The organism is Methyloglobulus morosus KoM1 (assembly GCF_000496735.2).
GTDB classification, from domain to species: domain Bacteria; phylum Pseudomonadota; class Gammaproteobacteria; order Methylococcales; family Methylomonadaceae; genus Methyloglobulus; species Methyloglobulus morosus.
The window spans coordinates 21,423-37,330 of the sequence record NZ_AYLO01000033.1 but is presented as its reverse complement, the minus strand read 5'-3'; the positions used below and the strand labels follow the sequence as shown (position 1 = coordinate 37,330).

At 48.2% G+C, this 15,908-nt stretch carries 14 protein-coding genes and 1 pseudogene; 5 read left to right on the top strand and 10 right to left on the bottom strand.

Features of this window, described 5'->3' with window-relative positions; genetic code table 11:
• Nucleotides 1-93: 93 nt before the first annotated feature.
• The 4 genes from MGMO_RS04495 to soxB all read right to left on the bottom strand — a co-directional run bounded on the left by MGMO_RS04495 (nt 94) and on the right by soxB (nt 5,272).
• Nucleotides 94-432 (bottom strand): hypothetical protein, encoded by a 339-nt coding sequence (locus MGMO_RS04495; protein WP_023493849.1) that lies wholly within the window; start codon nt 430-432, stop codon nt 94-96.
• Nucleotides 433-707: 275 nt separating this feature from the next.
• On the bottom strand, nt 708-1,883 hold the full coding sequence (gene hxlAB, locus MGMO_RS04490) for a bifunctional 3-hexulose-6-phosphate synthase/6-phospho-3-hexuloisomerase (RefSeq protein WP_023493848.1): 1,176 nt from the start codon (nt 1,881-1,883) through the stop codon (nt 708-710).
• Between the two features lie 194 nt (nt 1,884-2,077).
• On the bottom strand, nt 2,078-3,505 hold the full coding sequence (locus tag MGMO_RS04485) for a TolC family outer membrane protein (RefSeq protein ID WP_023493847.1): 1,428 nt from the start codon (nt 3,503-3,505) through the stop codon (nt 2,078-2,080).
• A gap of 102 nt (nt 3,506-3,607) precedes the next feature.
• A complete protein-coding gene (gene soxB / locus MGMO_RS04480) occupies nt 3,608-5,272 on the bottom strand; it encodes a thiosulfohydrolase SoxB (RefSeq protein ID WP_023493846.1) in 1,665 nt (554 codons plus the stop codon).
• 489 nt (nt 5,273-5,761) lie between these two features.
• Between soxB and MGMO_RS04475 the strand changes: the two genes are divergently transcribed.
• The 4 genes from MGMO_RS04475 (at nt 5,762) to fae (ending at nt 10,326) form a co-directional block, all read left to right on the top strand.
• Complete coding sequence (locus tag MGMO_RS04475) at nt 5,762-7,243, top strand: FAD-linked oxidase C-terminal domain-containing protein (protein ID WP_023493845.1); 1,482 nt, start codon at nt 5,762-5,764, stop codon at nt 7,241-7,243.
• Nucleotides 7,243-8,307, top strand: a complete 1,065-nt coding sequence (gene glcE / locus MGMO_RS04470) for a glycolate oxidase subunit GlcE (RefSeq protein ID WP_023493844.1) — start codon at nt 7,243-7,245, stop codon at nt 8,305-8,307. The genes MGMO_RS04475 and glcE overlap by 1 nt, the downstream gene beginning before the upstream one ends.
• Before the next feature lie 5 nt (nt 8,308-8,312).
• Nucleotides 8,313-9,512, top strand: a complete 1,200-nt coding sequence (glcF, locus tag MGMO_RS04465) for a glycolate oxidase subunit GlcF (RefSeq protein WP_023493843.1) — start codon at nt 8,313-8,315, stop codon at nt 9,510-9,512.
• A 265-nt stretch (nt 9,513-9,777) separates the two neighbouring features.
• Nucleotides 9,778-10,326: a formaldehyde-activating enzyme gene (gene fae / locus MGMO_RS04460; protein WP_023493842.1), complete on the top strand. Its 549-nt coding sequence runs from the start codon at nt 9,778-9,780 to the stop codon at nt 10,324-10,326.
• Between the two features lie 221 nt (nt 10,327-10,547).
• Here the strand turns inward: fae and MGMO_RS20850 are convergent, their stop codons facing one another.
• Nucleotides 10,548-10,673 (bottom strand): IS3 family transposase, encoded by a 126-nt coding sequence (locus MGMO_RS20850; protein ID WP_268768287.1) that lies wholly within the window; start codon nt 10,671-10,673, stop codon nt 10,548-10,550.
• Nucleotides 10,674-11,049: 376 nt separating this feature from the next.
• Here MGMO_RS20850 and MGMO_RS04455 point away from each other — a divergent pair, with 376 nt between their 5' ends.
• Nucleotides 11,050-11,772, top strand: a complete 723-nt coding sequence (locus tag MGMO_RS04455; RefSeq protein ID WP_023493841.1) for a hypothetical protein — start codon at nt 11,050-11,052, stop codon at nt 11,770-11,772.
• Nucleotides 11,773-11,823: 51 nt separating this feature from the next.
• On the opposite strand, the pseudogene MGMO_RS20940 reads toward MGMO_RS04455, so the two are convergent.
• The 5 genes and pseudogenes from MGMO_RS20940 to MGMO_RS04435 form a co-directional block, all read right to left on the bottom strand.
• A pseudogene (locus MGMO_RS20940) lies at nt 11,824-12,134 on the bottom strand (Mpo1-like protein).
• 10 nt (nt 12,135-12,144) lie between these two features.
• The gene (gloA, locus tag MGMO_RS04450; protein ID WP_023493839.1) at nt 12,145-12,552 is read right to left on the bottom strand and encodes a lactoylglutathione lyase; all 408 of its coding nucleotides are present in this window, start codon (nt 12,550-12,552) and stop codon (nt 12,145-12,147) included.
• Between the two features lie 112 nt (nt 12,553-12,664).
• A complete protein-coding gene (locus MGMO_RS04445; protein ID WP_023493838.1) occupies nt 12,665-12,928 on the bottom strand; it encodes a hypothetical protein in 264 nt (87 codons plus the stop codon).
• A gap of 639 nt (nt 12,929-13,567) precedes the next feature.
• A complete protein-coding gene (locus tag MGMO_RS04440; RefSeq protein WP_023493836.1) occupies nt 13,568-15,166 on the bottom strand; it encodes a sensor histidine kinase in 1,599 nt (532 codons plus the stop codon).
• A complete protein-coding gene (locus MGMO_RS04435; RefSeq protein WP_023493835.1) occupies nt 15,157-15,846 on the bottom strand; it encodes a response regulator transcription factor in 690 nt (229 codons plus the stop codon). Before MGMO_RS04435 ends, MGMO_RS04440 begins: the two co-directional genes overlap by 10 nt.
• Nucleotides 15,847-15,908 lie beyond the last annotated feature (62 nt).

Below are 15,908 nucleotides of genomic sequence, written 5' to 3'. Positions count from 1 at the left end.
ATCTTTGCCGCAATCGGTCGAACCACATTTTGGACAATTCATATTAGCCTTTACCCCTACAAATTGGGTAAGTGTAGCAAATGCTATACTAACTTAACAATACCCGCTGCTGACACCTTGTTTTAATGCTTTATCGGTTATCGCTTCAGGGAGGTTTGCCAAGTAAACGCCAAAAACAGCATCGCCCGCTTGTAAGCGGAACTTTTCCCTGATGATCCACATTCTGCGCGATAATTGATCCTGCGACAGGCTTTTCAGCATAAATATTTCCATCGACCAAAGTTGCGCCAATGTTGCATTGGTAAAATCAGGCATACTGGAGTCAAAGTTGTGCGCTGCAAGGAAAGCATTTTTATGGTCATTGTCGAGCAGCAAAAAATCGGCCTCAATCGCTTTCCTAACTTCTTCCGAATAAGAATTTGTAATATCCATTTGGCACCATTAACAATATGAAACCGAAACAAGTTACGCCAGAGAACCCCTTGCCGGAATTGGGTTGGCTTTTGGAAGTCTATCTAACTCCAAGGAATTTAGGTGCGTAGTATTAACATTGCCATGTGGTAATAAGTCATAGCATGGGTTGAATATAGGTGACAAAAAAGCATTGTTCCAATGCCGAAGTGTCACTACCACTAAGTAATTAAGCAATAAAGAGCCCTCTCCCGCTAGAGAGGGCTGGGGCGAGGAAAATTAAAATAAGGAAAATATTATTCCAAATTAGCATGCCGTGTACGCATGACTTCTTCCGGTATACCTTTTTCGTGGATGATATGTGATATTGCACCTTCCAGGAAGGATAAGGTGGACAATTCAAAAATGGTACCCATCGGCATGCCCAGCACTTTACCGTACTGGTCGCTACGCCCGATCTGGAAGACGGCATCGGCCATATCGCCGATGGTTGAACTGGCTTTGGAGCAAATCAGCAATATTTTTGCACCCATCGACCGCGCTTTTTTGGTGAAAGCGATCAGTTGTTCGGTTTCGCCTGAACCCGAGATAACGACCAACAAATCCCCCGCATTAATACTGGGTGTCACAACTTCCCCTACCATACTGGTATCGTAGCCGCTATGCACCAAACGCATGGCAAAAAACCGTCCCACCAAACCGGAACGGCCGGCACCGGCGATAAAAATCCGGTTGGCGCTATCCAACATATCGGTCAATTGCTGATAATAGGCATCATTAGTGGCCGACAATACGCTGGAAATTTTATCGAGGATCCTATCCCTGTGCGTGGTTTTGCCTTCGACGATGCGGCGTATGTTACGGGCGGCTTCGATAGGGCAAGGTGCGCCATAAATGGCCGCCCCCACGACAATAATATCAGCGCCTGAATCCACCACTTGTTGCACCGTTGATGGATTGATCCCGCCAGCCACGGAAATCCTGACATCCAAGCCTAATTTGGCAACGGCATTCAAGTCGGCGTAAGGGGTTTGGCCTGCCGCTTGGGCATCTAAGCCTGTGTGTACGCCGATAATCCGCGCACCCAACGCAGCAGAAATTTTGGCGCATTCCAGTTTGTTTTGTACGTTAATCAAATCGACTTGCGCTTCCGCACCCTGCGCCGCAGCGGCCTTGACGACACCCGCTATGGTTGCCGGTCCCGATACGCCCAACACCGTACAAATATCGGCACCTGCGGCATAAAACGGTGCCGCTTCATAAGCACCGGCATCCATGGTTTTCAAGTCAACCAGAATAAGTTTGTCGGGGAATTTGGCGCGTAACGCTTTAACCAGTTCAACGCCATTATGTTTAATGCAAGGCGTTCCGATTTCAAAAATGTCGATGTAAGGGGCGGTTTTTTCGGCAAGGCTTATGGTTTGATCAAAATCCAAAGAATCCAACGCCAATTGTATTAAGGGGGTTGTCATGTTCAAACTCCGGTGTGTCTTAGTTATTGTTATAGGCGACATAATAACCCTAAATGGACGACTTGTTAAATGACAATAATCGTGTTTTTTGCTAAGGCACAGATTGCCTACCGAATAGCAAGACCGAATGCTGAGGTAGTAAAATGGTTACAACTAGGTGAGCCAAACTTCGGACGCCCAACTTGACAGGCGACTTATTTAGGCTGGGTTGGGCTGGCTACCAATAAGCTATTGACCAGTTCCAGGTCTTTTGGGGTCAAATCACTGGTTGTCTGCTTAAGTTTGATGGTGTTGATCAAGTAATCGTAACGGGCACGGGACAAGTCTCGTTTGGCGCGGTAGAGATTACGCTGCTCAACCAAAACGTCGACCATGGTACGGATGCCCACCTCTGACCCGGCTTCCGACGCCTCCAGGGCACTGGCGGCTGAAGTCACGCTGGCCTTAAGCGCTTCTATACGGCTGATGGAGGTCAGTATACTGCGGTAGGTGTTATTGACTTGACGCTTTACAGAGCGTTTGACTGCAGTTAAATTTTCTTTGGTGGCTTCGTACTCGTAACTGGCCTGTCGTGTCCTTGAATTGACAGCGCCGCCTTCAAATAAGGGTACGTTCAATTGAATGCCGATACTTTCGGTATCTCCGCGCAGCCCAAAAGTGCTATTGTTGTCCGTCGCGGCATAAGAACCAACCAAATCCAGTTTGGGATAATGTCCACTGCGCTGGATGTCCACCGTCTTACGCGCAATTTCCATCTGGTTAAAAGCAGCAATAACGCTCAAATTATTGGCTTCGGCGTTTTCGTCCCATTTCGATAGGTTTTCCGGTTCGGGTTTTTTTAAGGGCAGGGTTTCGCCGAGCGGATCAATATCGCCTTCGCTTTCCCCGATGATTTCCCTTAACGCTTCTTTTTGGTTGTCCAGATTGTTTGCCGCTTCCAATTCATTGGCAGTGGTCTGGTCGAAAGCGGCTTGTGCTTCGTAGACATCAGTGATAGGGATGATGCCGACCTCAAAGCGTTCTTTGGCTTGCTCCAACTGTTTGGAGATGGCTTGTTTTTCGGACACCGTAAACTCCAGGTTATCCTGGGCGGACAGCACATTAAAGTAAGCTTCAGTTGTCCTTACGATTAGTTTTTGCAGCTCGGCCTGGTATGCAGCCTCAGCCTGGGCGATTTGGTTGTCTGATTGGCTTAATTGCACCCAATGTTCCCAATGAAACAGGGGTTGAGTCAGGTTGAGGCTGAACGTGTGGTTCCAATATTCCTGAAATGAGGGGCCGCGAAATGTCCTGGCTTTTTGGTTGTTCAGCCATTCTTTGCTGGAAGAACCGGTGGCGGCCAAGTTAGGGAAAAATCGTGCCAGCCCTTGATTCCTGCTTTCCCCAGCGGCAGACCGTTTGGCTTCGGTTTGCTTAATAATGGGATCATTCTGCAAAGCGCGTTCGTAGATGCCCATTAAATCTTCCGCTTGCAGCAAGGAAGGGATACCCAGCAATAGCACAGCAATTAACTTATATACTCTTTGTATTAGAGGAGATTCAGCCATAACCAACTTCTTTTTATTATCGATGACATCTTTATTATTGGGGAGATTGGTTTTGCTTTTGTTGATCCAACGCATTCATAGGATTTGACTTGGCTATGACCGATGGGCTTGTTAACGCCGACCGGATCACTAAGCCGATCAACGACAGATGATTATAGTCTAACAAAAAGTGCTTTCTTAATTAAAGTTAATCCGCTTCAAATAGTCCACCAACACATCAGGAATCGGCCTGCCTTCCGCCAATTGATTGACCGATGCCCAACTTGAAACGGGATATGTGCTGTTTGCGTCCAACAATGCGCCATTGCTTAAGCGCATTTGGCTGATGCGTTGCCCGAATTCGGCATTGGGTTCACACTGAAAATTCATACCGCCTGCCCTTACCATATCGCCACCCTGTTGATAATACGGATCAGGATTAAACACGTTATCTGCTGCATCTTCCAAAATCGCCTTAATTTCAGCACCTGTTAGGTTGCGGCGTTGCGTGTTCGGATAGGTGATGGCGGTGTGGTTCATCACATCCTCATAAGTAATCACCTGTCCTGGTAACAGCGTCGTCCCCCAACGAAAACCCGGTGATAAGGCGATCTGCGACTCGTTTTCTTTGAGCAAGGCATCCAGTAGCAATTGGTCGAATGTGCCTTTATAGGTGTCGCGGCGATAAAGCAGCTTATCGGCAACGCCTAATGGTTGCTGTAATTTTTCCCGGAAAGGTTGCCTTATCCTGTCAATTAATTGCTGCATTTGGGCATCCGGCTCAAGCAGATTTGAAAAGACGGGCAATAAGCGATAGCGCAAATCATGCAGTCGGTTTCGGCGAATATCCAAATCCAGCACTGCCACAAACTTACCATGGCTGCCCGCATTGGCCACGCAGGTTTTACCGTAATTATTTTGTACCCAGATTGGCTTGGGGATGGCATCATGGGTATGACCGCCCAATATCACATCGATACCGGACACCCTAGCCGCCAACTTTAAATCGACATCCATACCGTTATGGGAGAGCAGGATAATCACGTCAGCGCTTTTTTGTTGCCTTAACTTGTTAACCGTCTGTTGCAAACGCTGTTCCTGTATGCCGAACTGCCAGTCGGGAACCAACCGTTTTGGGTTCGCAATAGGCGTATAAGGGTAAGCCTGGCCGATTATGGCGATACGGGCATTGTTGAATTCTTTAATCACGTAAGGCTTAAAAGCTGAATTCGCTTCCGCACCGGAAACAAACTGCGCCTCTTCGGTAAGCGACACATTTTGTGCAACAAAGTCGCCCTTAAATTGCTCGATATTGGCCTTTACTTGGTCACCGCCATAGGTAAATTCCCAATGTCCGGTCATTACGTCCACGCCGAGCAGATTGCAAACCGCCAACATATCGGCACCTTGCGTCCATAACGAGGTCGCCGAACCCTGCCAAGTATCGCCGCCGTCCAGCAACAGAAAATTGCCATGCGAACTGGATTGCTTGATTTGTTTGATTAACGTCGCCAATTGCGCGAATCCGCCCATTTTCCCATAGACCGCTGCCGCTTCAGCAAAATCAAGATGGGTAAAGGCATAAGCCTCCCGCGAACCTAGCTTAATGCCAAAAAAATCCAGGAATCCTTGCCCTGTCAAATGTGGGGGGCTATTGCTTAAACTGCTAGGGCCCTTATTGACAGAAGGCTCCCGGTAATACACAGGAAGTAACTGGGCGTGACAGTCAGTGATATGCAGTAACGTGACATTACCGAAATCGGGGGCGGGGTAAAGCACGCCAGGAGTCGAAGTAAGGCAGGATGTCAGGCCGGGCGACAGCCCTAATAAACCAAAAGCCTGCAAAAAGTGACGGCGGTTCATGGCAAGCCGATTGTCGCCCACAAAAATACCAACGACTTATTGTTCCGTAAGTGGAGGGGCGACATAAATTGAAGCGCTGAATATTACACAGGCTCAAGATGATAATACACTAACCCAGCTTGTGGTCGGTTTTTTTATAGATTCGGCCTTTTAATGTCTGAACCGTTCGTGCTGAGCTTGTCGAAGCACACACCGCCTTTCGACAGGCTCAAGGCGAACGGAAACTTAATACTTCACAAGGCCGAATCAATAACCCTGAAACAACGGGCGTTTTTCGGGCGGTAATTTACCGAATTTGTCTTGGTTTTTCCTGGTAACAAAGGTCGCAAGCTTCCTTTAAGCTTTATTCTTCGTAGGCCTTAGAGTCAGGGGAGGGCGGTAGGAAAATAAATAGTTGCCCGTCTGGGGCGGCTGTTTTGAAGAGTACACCCTTTTTACCGGCACTAAGCCGGATCGGTAGCAAGACAAGGTTATTGCGTTAAAAAACAGATGAAATCCCTCAAGGAAATGATAAATCCACTCAGCACCTCATTTATATCCCAGTGCAAAACCCTAGTCGGCGCTGATAATGTCATTTTCGATCCCGAAAGGCTGCGGGTGTATGAATGCGATGCCTTGGCTGCGTTGCGGGCATTGCCACTTATGGTGGTATTGCCGGAAACCGTGGAACAAGTCCAATCATTGCTGCGCCTGTGTCACCAACATAATGTCCCAATCGTTGCCCGTGGCGCAGGTACTGGGCTTGCTGGAGGTGCACTGCCCGTCGTTAACGGTATAGTCCTGGGCTTAAGCAAAATGCACCACATCCTTAAAATTGATTCCCACAACCGTACCGCACAGGTGCAGCCCGGCGTACGTAATCTTGCCATTTCAGAAGCCGCGAAACCCTATGGACTTTATTATGCTCCCGATCCGTCGTCCCAAATTGCCTGTACGATAGGTGGGAATATCGCCGAAAACTCTGGCGGTGTGCATTGCCTAAAGTATGGCTTGACTGTCCATAATGTGCTACAAATCAAGCTGGTGACCATAGAAGGCGAGTTATTGACATTGGGAGGCAATGGCCTGGATGCATCCGGTTATGATTTATTGGCTATAGCCATTGGCTCCGAAGGATTGCTGGGCATTGTGGTGGAAGCTACCGTGCGTTTATTGCCTATCCAACCCTGCACGCAAGTCTTACTGGCGGCTTTCAACAGCATCGAACAGGCGGGTAACGCGGTTGCCGCCATCATCGCAGGCCGACTAGTCCCGGCTGGCTTGGAATTAATGGACAATGCCGCCATTCGGGTGACGGACGCATTTGTCCATGCCAATTACCCACTTGATGCCGAGGCCATCTTGCTCTGTGAACTCGATGGCCTGAGCGAACAAGTCGAAGCCGATGTCGCCAAAGCTACCGCCATTTTACAGGCAAACGGTGCCGTCGAGATACGAACCGCAAAAGACGAAAAGGAACGTAAGCTGTTTTGGGCAGGCCGTAAGGCAGCGTTTCCCGCAGTCGGCAGGATTTCCGCCGATTACTATTGCATGGATGGCACGATCCCGCGCAAACATCTCGCCAAGGTTTTAACCCAAATCAACCAATATGCCAACGACCTAGGCTTGAAGGTCGTCAACGTCTTTCATGCCGGTGACGGCAATTTGCACCCGTTGATTCTCTACGATGCCAGTCAACCCGGCGAATATGAAAGGGCAGAACAATTGGGCGGGCAAATCCTGGAGCTTTGCGTTGCTGTCGGCGGTTCAATTACCGGGGAGCATGGTGTCGGGGTCGAAAAGCTCAACCAGATGTGCGTACAATTTTCCACCGCAGAATTGCAACAGTTTGAACGTTTGAAAACCGCGTTCGACAGTAAAAACCTGCTCAATCCCGGCAAGGTCATTCCCAGCCTGCACCGTTGCGCCGAATTCGGCCAGATGCACATCCACAACGGGCAACTGCCTTTTCCAGAACTGGAACGGTTTTGATGCAAGACCAGGATTTGACTTTAGAGTTACAAGCCCAGGTGCAACAAGCCATCGAATCGCATACCCCCTTACAAATTATCGGCGGTAACAGCAAAGCCTTTTATGGTGCGCCCACATCTGCGACCACTCCGCTGAAACTCTCTGGGCACCAAGGCATTGTGGAGTATGAACCTAGCGAACTGGTCGTTACAGTACGTTCCGGCACACCGCTGAATGAACTTAATAAGGTATTGGCGGAACAAGGCCAAATGCTGGCATTTGAACCTCCCGTTTTCAGTGATACAGCGACTATCGGCGGTACTATCGCCTGCGGTTTTTCAGGGCCGCGACGGCCTTATGCAGGCGGCGCGCGTGATTTCGTCCTAGGTTGTACCATCCTCAATGGCAAAGCCGAACATTGTCGCTTTGGTGGACAAGTCATGAAAAATGTCGCGGGATTTGATGTCTCACGCCTAATGGTCGGTGCGTTGGGACAATTGGGCGTGCTGCTGGATTTGTCATTACGGGTTATGCCGATACCGGAGGCTGAGATAACACTCTATCATTCGCTAGCATCTTACGGCCAAGCCCTGGAATTGGTCCAACGCTGGCAAGGGCAACCTTGGCCGTTATCTGCATTGGCCTATCACGACAATCATCTACGGATGAGACTATCGGGCTCAGATGATGCTATACGATCGGTAGCAAAAAAACTAGGTGGCGAGATTGATAAGGATGGCGACAGGTTTTGGCATGGACTCAATGTCCAGCAGCTCGATTTTTTTAAGGGCATAGAAAACCTTTGGCGTATCAGCATTGCCCCTGCAACCCCCATGCTTGATATACCAGGCCGTTGGCTATTGGATTGGGGCGGGGCACAACGCTGGCTGAAAAGCACTGCAACTGCAGAACAAATCCACAAACAGACCCAAGCCCAAGGCGGTTATGCCATCTGCTTTCGGGGTGCTGAAAAAACCGATTGGTTAAGGCTTGAGCCTAACCTTTTGGCCTTGCACAAAAAAATCCGGCTAGCGTTTGATCCCTACCAGTTGCTGAATTCGCACCGTTTTTCACCGGAGCTATAACCCTTATGTATAGCCAATTCAGCACTGACTTTAACGACACGCCTGAAATACAAGAAGCCCAGGACATCTTACGCCGCTGTGTGCATTGCGGATTTTGCAATGCAACTTGTCCTACTTACCAGCTAAAAGGTGATGAACTGGATGGGCCGCGTGGACGTATTTATTTGATCAAGCAGATGTTTGAAGGCGGCGCAGTCACCCAACAAACCCAACTGCATCTTGACCGCTGCTTAAGTTGCAAAAGCTGTGAAACCACTTGCCCATCGGGAGTGGAGTTCGGGCGTTTGGCAGATATTGGGCGGCATTTGGTTGACCAAAAAGTACAACGATCATTACCTCAGCGTTTATTTCGCCGTGTCCTGTTGTGGTGGCTGCCTTATCCCAAACGCTTTAAACGACTTATTCAACTGGCTCGCGTGGTTCGTCCCTTGCTCCCAGTCCAACTTAAAAACAAGATTCCGAGTCGTCAGCCGGACAGCCAATGCCAGCAATACCGCCATGTCCGTAGTGTTTTGCTGCTCGATGGCTGTGTCCAACAAACATTAGCGCCGAAGATCAATGCCAGCACAGCCCACGTACTGGACCAACTGGGGATCAGCGCCATTCGCTTGCCGAATGCCGGTTGCTGCGGCGCATTGAACTATCATCTCAGCGATCAAAGCGGCGGACTGGATAAGATGCGCCGCATGATAGATGCCTGTTGGCCGCAAATAGAGTCAGGCGTAGAAGCAATTGTAATGACAGCCAGCGGTTGCGGGGCGATGCTCAAGGATTATGGGAAACTCCTACGCGATGACCCTGTTTATGCCAACAAAGCGGAACGCTACTCTGCCTTATGCAAGGATATATCCGAGGTGTTAAGTAACGAGGATTTAAGTAAACTAACGATAACACCTAGGAAAATTGCCTTCCAATCCCCATGTTCCCTACAACACGCCCAAGGGCTGAACGGGGTTACTGAAGCTTTGTTAACCAAGCTAGGCTTCTGTTTAACGCCAGTCCAGGATGCACATTTATGTTGCGGCTCGGCTGGCACTTACTCGATCCTGCAACCTGAAATTGCCGACCAGCTCCGGTCACGCAAACTGCATAACCTGCAACAAGACCAACCTGAGCTAATCGCCACCGCCAATATCGGCTGTTTATTGCATTTGCAGGAAAAGTCCGACATCCCTGTCATGCACTGGATTGAATTGCTGGATTGAGCAAACTCCTTAAGAAATCCCTGAATAAGACGATTCCGCTCAGGGTTCGACACTCTCACCACGAACGGTATCAACATCTTACCGTTCATCCTGGGCTTGTCTAAGGACTTGTTCAGAGTTTCCTTAAATGCATTGTCACTCAATTTGAATCAGAAGGTTTAGTAGATTAAAAAGGCTTCTCATCTACACAGTCAACTAATGTTATCCTACCGGATCGGCATCACCCGCCAATCCCAAACATTATTACCTGAAAGAGGAACACACCATGAGCGAAAGAATCATTATGCGTACCGGGGAAGCCTTAATCGCTGGCGGACCGCCCGGTACAGCGGCGGAACCGGAAGTGATTATCGGTGAACTGGACGGGCCGGTCGGCACCGCGATTGCCAGCATGACCGCAGGACAAGCCCAAGGCCATACCCGCGTATTTGCCATTTTAAACACGGACATTCAAGTCAGGCCGGTAACCTTGATGGTCAGCAAAGTCACGGTCAAACATACCCGTTACACCAACATCTTAATGGGCACGGTACAGGCCGCCATTGCCAATGGGGTATTGGATGCAGTGCGCGCTGGCGACATCCCCAAAGACAAAGCCAACGATTTAGGCATCATCGTCTCGGTGTGGCTCAACCCAAGCGTTACCACCGATGACGCTTTGGATCATAAAATACTGTTCGACATTCACCGCAAAGCCATGGCAACCGCCATCCATAAAGCCATGAACAACCAACCGGATATCGACTGGCTACTGGAAAACCAGGATAAGATTACCCATAAATATTTCCAGATGGGGCTGGATGGTAAGATTTAGACAAACCACAATCGGCAAAACGTAGCTGCCCAGTAAACATAACGCACAATATCGAACGGTTTGGGTTCGTGCCTCATTCCAACTGTGCTTGCTGAGCAATCATTTTAGATCAACAAACAATACGAATAAATTGAGAACTGATTTAATTGAAGCTTCAAAGAATGGTGTCTTCTTAAGACCTATATGAAAAATGATCTTGCCCGGCTTTCATGGACACCCCACTAAGCGACTTTTTTGGCTTCAAAGGCTTCGGGGCTGAGATAACCCAGTTTTGAATGAAGCCGTTTGCGATTGTAATACACTTCCACAAAGCAGTAGTTTTCGGACTGGGCCAAAACCGAAGCCATGCGCTGGCGACAGTGTTCAATCTTGAACGTAAGTTGCGTCGCCGTCGGTTAAAGACGGAACGGTCAATTTGGCCTGCTAAGGTTGTCGGCAATTGTCTGGCGGGTGGCGTTCCGAGTCAACGCCTGAGCTTTCGGCGGCTAAAGCCAGCGCGATCAGTTGTTTGTCAGAAAGCTCAGGGATACGGATTTAGTTGAGGAAATTATCTTGGGGGTTAGAGTTCGTGCAAAAGGCCAATAATTTTGTTATAACTGTCGCATAAGTTGCTAATATCATTTGTTTTTGGCGAAAATTTGATGGTAACCACACTGGGGAAATGAGCGACTTATTTTTTATCGTCCTAAATGCACCACGGGTATTAAATTTATGGAAATAGACATGAAAAAACTCTTTTTGGTCGCTACCCTTTTTACTTGCAAATCGCTCTCTGCCGCTATTGTCCTCGATTTCGAGGATGTCGGTGATCAAGCATCAATCAATGACTTTTACAATGGCGGCAAAAGCAGTTCGGGAGCTTCCGGTCATAATTACGGAATACATTTCTCAAATGATGCGACCGGATTAATCAACTCGAATGTCGACTTTAAATATAGCGGCAATTTTGCCAACGAACCCTCAGCAAGTACCGTTACCGTCTTCCGTAACGGGGGTGTTGCAACGATGAACGTAGCATCCGGTTTTGACACCGGCTTCTCTTTTTTCTACAGCTATTCATCCCATGAAAGCGCATCAGTTGATATTTATGGTGGCCAAAACGGAACAGGTGAATTGTTAGGGTCGCTCCACTTAAACACAAATTTCGACCAAGGCTGCACCAATAACCCTTCCGGTTACTATTGCCACTGGAATCCAATTGGTTTGCAATTCAAGGGTATAGCAAAGTCGGTTGTTTTTGGCGGGCCACCGGAATACGCTCTTTTTGACAACCTAACGCTAGGAAGCGCAACCCCCAGCAAAGTCCCTATCACGGGCGTATTTTGGTTTATGGGGCCTTGCCTTTTAGCGTTGTTGAGCATGGGTCGTAGGGCCGTAGCTCCGATTAGCGATAGCGTAATCGTACGAATTTTGGTGTCTGCTCGTCTCCGATCACGCTATCGCTAATCGGAGCTACGGTGCTATGGCACTAATTTCATGGAATAAATTGGTAAAATCCTAAAACCGAATCTTGCCGGTCAGCATATCCCACCACAAATGCCAGTCACACAGAAAACTGAACCAAGGATAGGTAAAAGTGGCTGGCTTGTTGTGTTCAAAGCAGAAATGCCCAACCCAAGGGAAAGCTAGCCTTGTACAAAGGCTATTGCAACTAGCCACCAAAGCTGCGTGATAAAAGCGGCGACAAGCAACGCTAGGGCCATCGTTGTGCCAAGGAAATGCAAGCGGCGGGAAGTTGGATTGGTATGTTCTCTGAGGTAAAACGAGTAGAACTCACTCAACGTCCGGTAAGTTTTTGGCCCGCTCATGGATTTCCCGCTACTTCCGCTGGATCAACTCAATCTTGTAACCGTCCGGGTCTTCTAAAAATGCGATAACAATTGACGCATCATCCTTCATCGGCCCAGGTGGGCGAGTGATGTTGACACCTTCGGCAGCTAAGGCTTCGCAGGTTGCGTAAATGTCATCGGTCGCCAAGGCGAGATGTCCAAAGGCTGTGCCGATGTCATAGTGCTGTTTCCCCCAATTGTAGGTCAGTTCCAGCACGGTGCTGTCGGCTTCGTCCTGGTAGCCGACAAACGCAAGCGTATATTCCCCTTCGGGATATTCCTGGCTGTGGAGTAATTTCATGCCGAGCAGTTGGGTATAGAAGGCGATGGACTTGTCAAGATTGCCCACGCGCAACATGGTATGCAACAGGCGGGTTGGGTAGATGTTTGGGTTCATTATTGTTGCTATTAGGGAAACTCGATTGCCATAGACTTACAAAGGAATGCCATAAAGGTGAATGTTAATCTGTTGTCGCCTAAGTTCGCTTTCAGCACCGCCCTCATGCCAATTATTTTACAACCGTTTTTCCTTTTTGAACTTCAGCGTCCTTTTGAGCTTCAGCGGCCTTTTTTTCCTCAGCTTTCTTTTGTTTCTTTGCGGCCCTTTTCGCTGCGGCTGCCCTTTGTTCAACAGCCTTTCCCGCATCTATACTGCCAGAATCTCCGCCCCACGAATTTACTTCGTCTGCCTGGGTTAGTGCAGGAGATAATAGCCCTAAAGTTACGCAAAAAAATAGCAGTAATGAAATTATTTTAGATTTGAAATGCAACATAATCACTCTCTCCTAGAAATTTTAATATCTTCGCCCATGTGACAATAATGACGTAATAGAGTTTCTGAAAAAGAAGGCACCAAGGAATATGGGAACTAAATCCGGCCTTCGTTTATTACCTTTAATAATAAGCGTTCGTGGAAGTCATCTCAACAAGAAATCCCAAAGGGATGGGAACAAGTACAAGGGTGCTCCATTGGGCTGAACAGAAAAGCCAATAAAATTACATCGACTTTGCCCCATTCCATCTTTGACGCCGATGGTGCTTGGTTGGGTATTAATCCGCCAGATCCGGCACTATTAAAGAAGCGAATCATTAGATTCTAATAATTTAGAGCCTGTACAAATGAACTTATTGACAGTAATTCCTTCTTCTTCAAATCGAGGAAATAGCAGTTTTAAAGCGATGTATCCCGCAGGTAAATGACCAATTATCATAGTGGTTATCTGGTTGATGTTTTGAGTATCGGTTTGCTGTGATGTGAGCGGATGAACTGCGGATGGCATATATGTGTATGAACCAAGGCGCTGATCCAGAAATAGCATCCATTATTGATTTCAGTCACTGTCCCTAAATGATTCTCACAGTTTGAATCCCCGCCAAGCGAAGTTAGAATCAAAAATCAAAGCTCAGCCTTTTTAGTCGAAATTTATCAACTGTAAGGTTATCAAAAATAAAGCTCCTCGATCAGAAGGTAGTTGTTCGACTGTGCCTTGGTAAGCCTTGAGTAGTGAGATGGTGATAGCAAGGCCTAACCCCGTGCCTCCGGCACTTCTTCGAGTAGTGAAAAAAGGCGTGAATATTTTATCTTGGTTGGCTGGGGAAATGCCGTTGCCATTGTCATGAAGCTGGAGATCGACCACCTTGCCGCCTTGATTAGCCGTGATTTCCACTTGCTTGGCTTGGTGTTGTAAGCTGTTTTCCAATAAATTATATAACGCCATTGCCAAGACTTCCGGTGCAATCGCCAGTTCAAAATTCGATATTTTTGGGTAGAGCAGTTCCAAGCCCTTGTCGAAGAACTGGCTGCGCAGTTCCCCTAGCACATCGTGCAAATGACATGTCTTTGGGTTGGTTTCAATGGCATCCGCGCGGGCAAGTTCCAAAAGGCGACTAACCAATTGCTTAAGTCGCGAAGTATCTGCCAACAAATTGTCGATAAACCGTCGTTGTTGAACCTTGTCCATTGTATCCCCATGATCTTGCAATAACTCCAGCGCCCCTTGCATGGCGGTCAACGGGGTCTTAAATTCATGCGACATGTGGGTGGCAAAACGTCGTAGGTAATCGGTGCGTTCCGTCAGCGTTTGTGACATGCTGACAAAGCTTTCCGACAGTTGTGCCACTTCATTGGTAACGGGATTGGGCAATGGCTCAATTTGTTTCTGCTCGCCTTGCCGGATACGGTGAGTTTGCTCAATAAGCTCACGAATCGGCCTGGAAATCGAAGAGGACACGAAGGCTACCAGCAAGGCCACCAAAGCCAATAGGATCAACGAAAAGACGATGACCTTTTCTTTAACGGCGTATAGATGCTTAAGGATATTTTCCGGAGTCCGCGAAAGGTACAACACGCCTTGCAGGTGTTGGTTTTCAATTATCGGATATGCCACAAACACGCGGATCAACGTACCCCGGCTGATGGAATACAAAGGCGGCGGCGGTTGGTCGGAAATCCGCTGCCGAATGACGCTGGCATATTCGCCCCTTAAGGCTTGTTTGACTTCCGAGATATGGGCCAGCGAGTAACCCACTTCGTCCCGTCCGGCAATCACAACGCCATTCATATCCAGCAATCGCATTCCCGAGAGGGTAACCCGCATGGTTTCAAGCATGACGGGCGTTAATAGGTCGCCAATTTGTTTCGCGAAATCATCGGCTGGCATTGGTACGGGTAACATATCTGGCCTGCGTGATTCAATCGGGTTAATTAAACTTAAAGTTGGGATGATCGGGTGATATTCCGAATCATCTTTAGGCAGATTAGGTAATATTTTTCCGTAAGCCACGCCTTCCGGTTGTAAATTTTGGGCCAGCATCCTAAATCCTGCCGCGAGAGTAGCCGATTGGGAAATCAGTTCGCGCTCAGTTTGCTGCACCAACTCGTTTTCGTAGATACGAAAAAAATACAAACTGCCTAAAGGCAATGCCAATACCATCAGCATCACCACAAGCAGGATGTTGCGTAATCGGAAACGCCTTTGAATTATGAATGGGAATTGGGCATTTATTGGCATGTGTTGAGTTTGTAGCCAACGCCATGTACGGTTTCAATAATGGCGGAACAACCCACTTCGACAAATTTTTGTCGGATATGGCGGATATGGCTGTCGATGGTGCGGTCGCTGACATAAACATGGTGTTCGTAAGCCTTGCTCATGATCGTGTCCCGGTTAAAGACATGGCTAGGCTGGCTAGCAAATAGCATCAGCATGGCGAATTCCGTTGCGGTAAGACTGACCGCTAGTCCGTCCCAACTTACAGCATGTTGTTCCGGGACAATGCGTAATTTGCCATGTACCAAATTTTTTGCGACGGCTGTCGCTTTGGGTGCAGCCACCCTGCGTTTAAGGATGACGTTAATCCGCGCCACCAATTCGCGTGGGCTAAAGGGCTTGGTGACATAATCATCCCCGCCGATTTCCAGCCCTAGGATACGGTCAATCTCATCATCGCGGGAAGACAGGAATAGGATGGGGATGTCCGACGTTTTGCGCAGTTCCTTACAAACCTCCAGGCCGTCGAGTTCCGGCATGTTGATGTCCAGCACGACCAGGTCAATCGCAGGATGAAATCGGGTTAACGCGTCACGGCCATCGCCCGCCAAGGTGACCTTCATACCCGCCTTCTCGAGTGCAAAGGTAATCACTTCCCGGATGTGGGTGTCGTCATCGGCGACTAGGATGTGCTTAACCATGGATTATGTTCGGTTTTAAATAAAATAGTTGGTTCAATATAAAACACTTTTACCAGAATCAA

What these genes read in the sequence shown, in the direction of transcription:
- MGMO_RS04495 (WP_023493849.1), bottom strand. Translation starts at nt 432, where the DNA reads ATGGATATTACAAATTCTTATTCGGAAGAAGTTAGGAAAGCGATTGAG.
- hxlAB (WP_023493848.1), bottom strand. Translation starts at nt 1,883, where the DNA reads ATGACAACCCCCTTAATACAATTGGCGTTGGATTCTTTGGATTTTGAT.
- MGMO_RS04485 (WP_023493847.1), bottom strand. Translation starts at nt 3,505, where the DNA reads ATGCGTTGGATCAACAAAAGCAAAACCAATCTCCCCAATAATAAAGAT.
- soxB (WP_023493846.1), bottom strand. Translation starts at nt 5,272, where the DNA reads ATGAACCGCCGTCACTTTTTGCAGGCTTTTGGTTTATTAGGGCTGTCG.
- MGMO_RS04475 (WP_023493845.1), top strand. Translation starts at nt 5,762, where the DNA reads ATGAAATCCCTCAAGGAAATGATAAATCCACTCAGCACCTCATTTATA.
- glcE (WP_023493844.1), top strand. Translation starts at nt 7,243, where the DNA reads ATGCAAGACCAGGATTTGACTTTAGAGTTACAAGCCCAGGTGCAACAA.
- glcF (WP_023493843.1), top strand. Translation starts at nt 8,313, where the DNA reads ATGTATAGCCAATTCAGCACTGACTTTAACGACACGCCTGAAATACAA.
- fae (WP_023493842.1), top strand. Translation starts at nt 9,778, where the DNA reads ATGAGCGAAAGAATCATTATGCGTACCGGGGAAGCCTTAATCGCTGGC.
- MGMO_RS20850 (WP_268768287.1), bottom strand. Translation starts at nt 10,673, where the DNA reads ATGGCTTCGGTTTTGGCCCAGTCCGAAAACTACTGCTTTGTGGAAGTG.
- MGMO_RS04455 (WP_023493841.1), top strand. Translation starts at nt 11,050, where the DNA reads ATGAAAAAACTCTTTTTGGTCGCTACCCTTTTTACTTGCAAATCGCTC.
- gloA (WP_023493839.1), bottom strand. Translation starts at nt 12,552, where the DNA reads ATGAACCCAAACATCTACCCAACCCGCCTGTTGCATACCATGTTGCGC.
- MGMO_RS04445 (WP_023493838.1), bottom strand. Translation starts at nt 12,928, where the DNA reads ATGTTGCATTTCAAATCTAAAATAATTTCATTACTGCTATTTTTTTGC.
- MGMO_RS04440 (WP_023493836.1), bottom strand. Translation starts at nt 15,166, where the DNA reads ATGCCAATAAATGCCCAATTCCCATTCATAATTCAAAGGCGTTTCCGA.
- MGMO_RS04435 (WP_023493835.1), bottom strand. Translation starts at nt 15,846, where the DNA reads ATGGTTAAGCACATCCTAGTCGCCGATGACGACACCCACATCCGGGAA.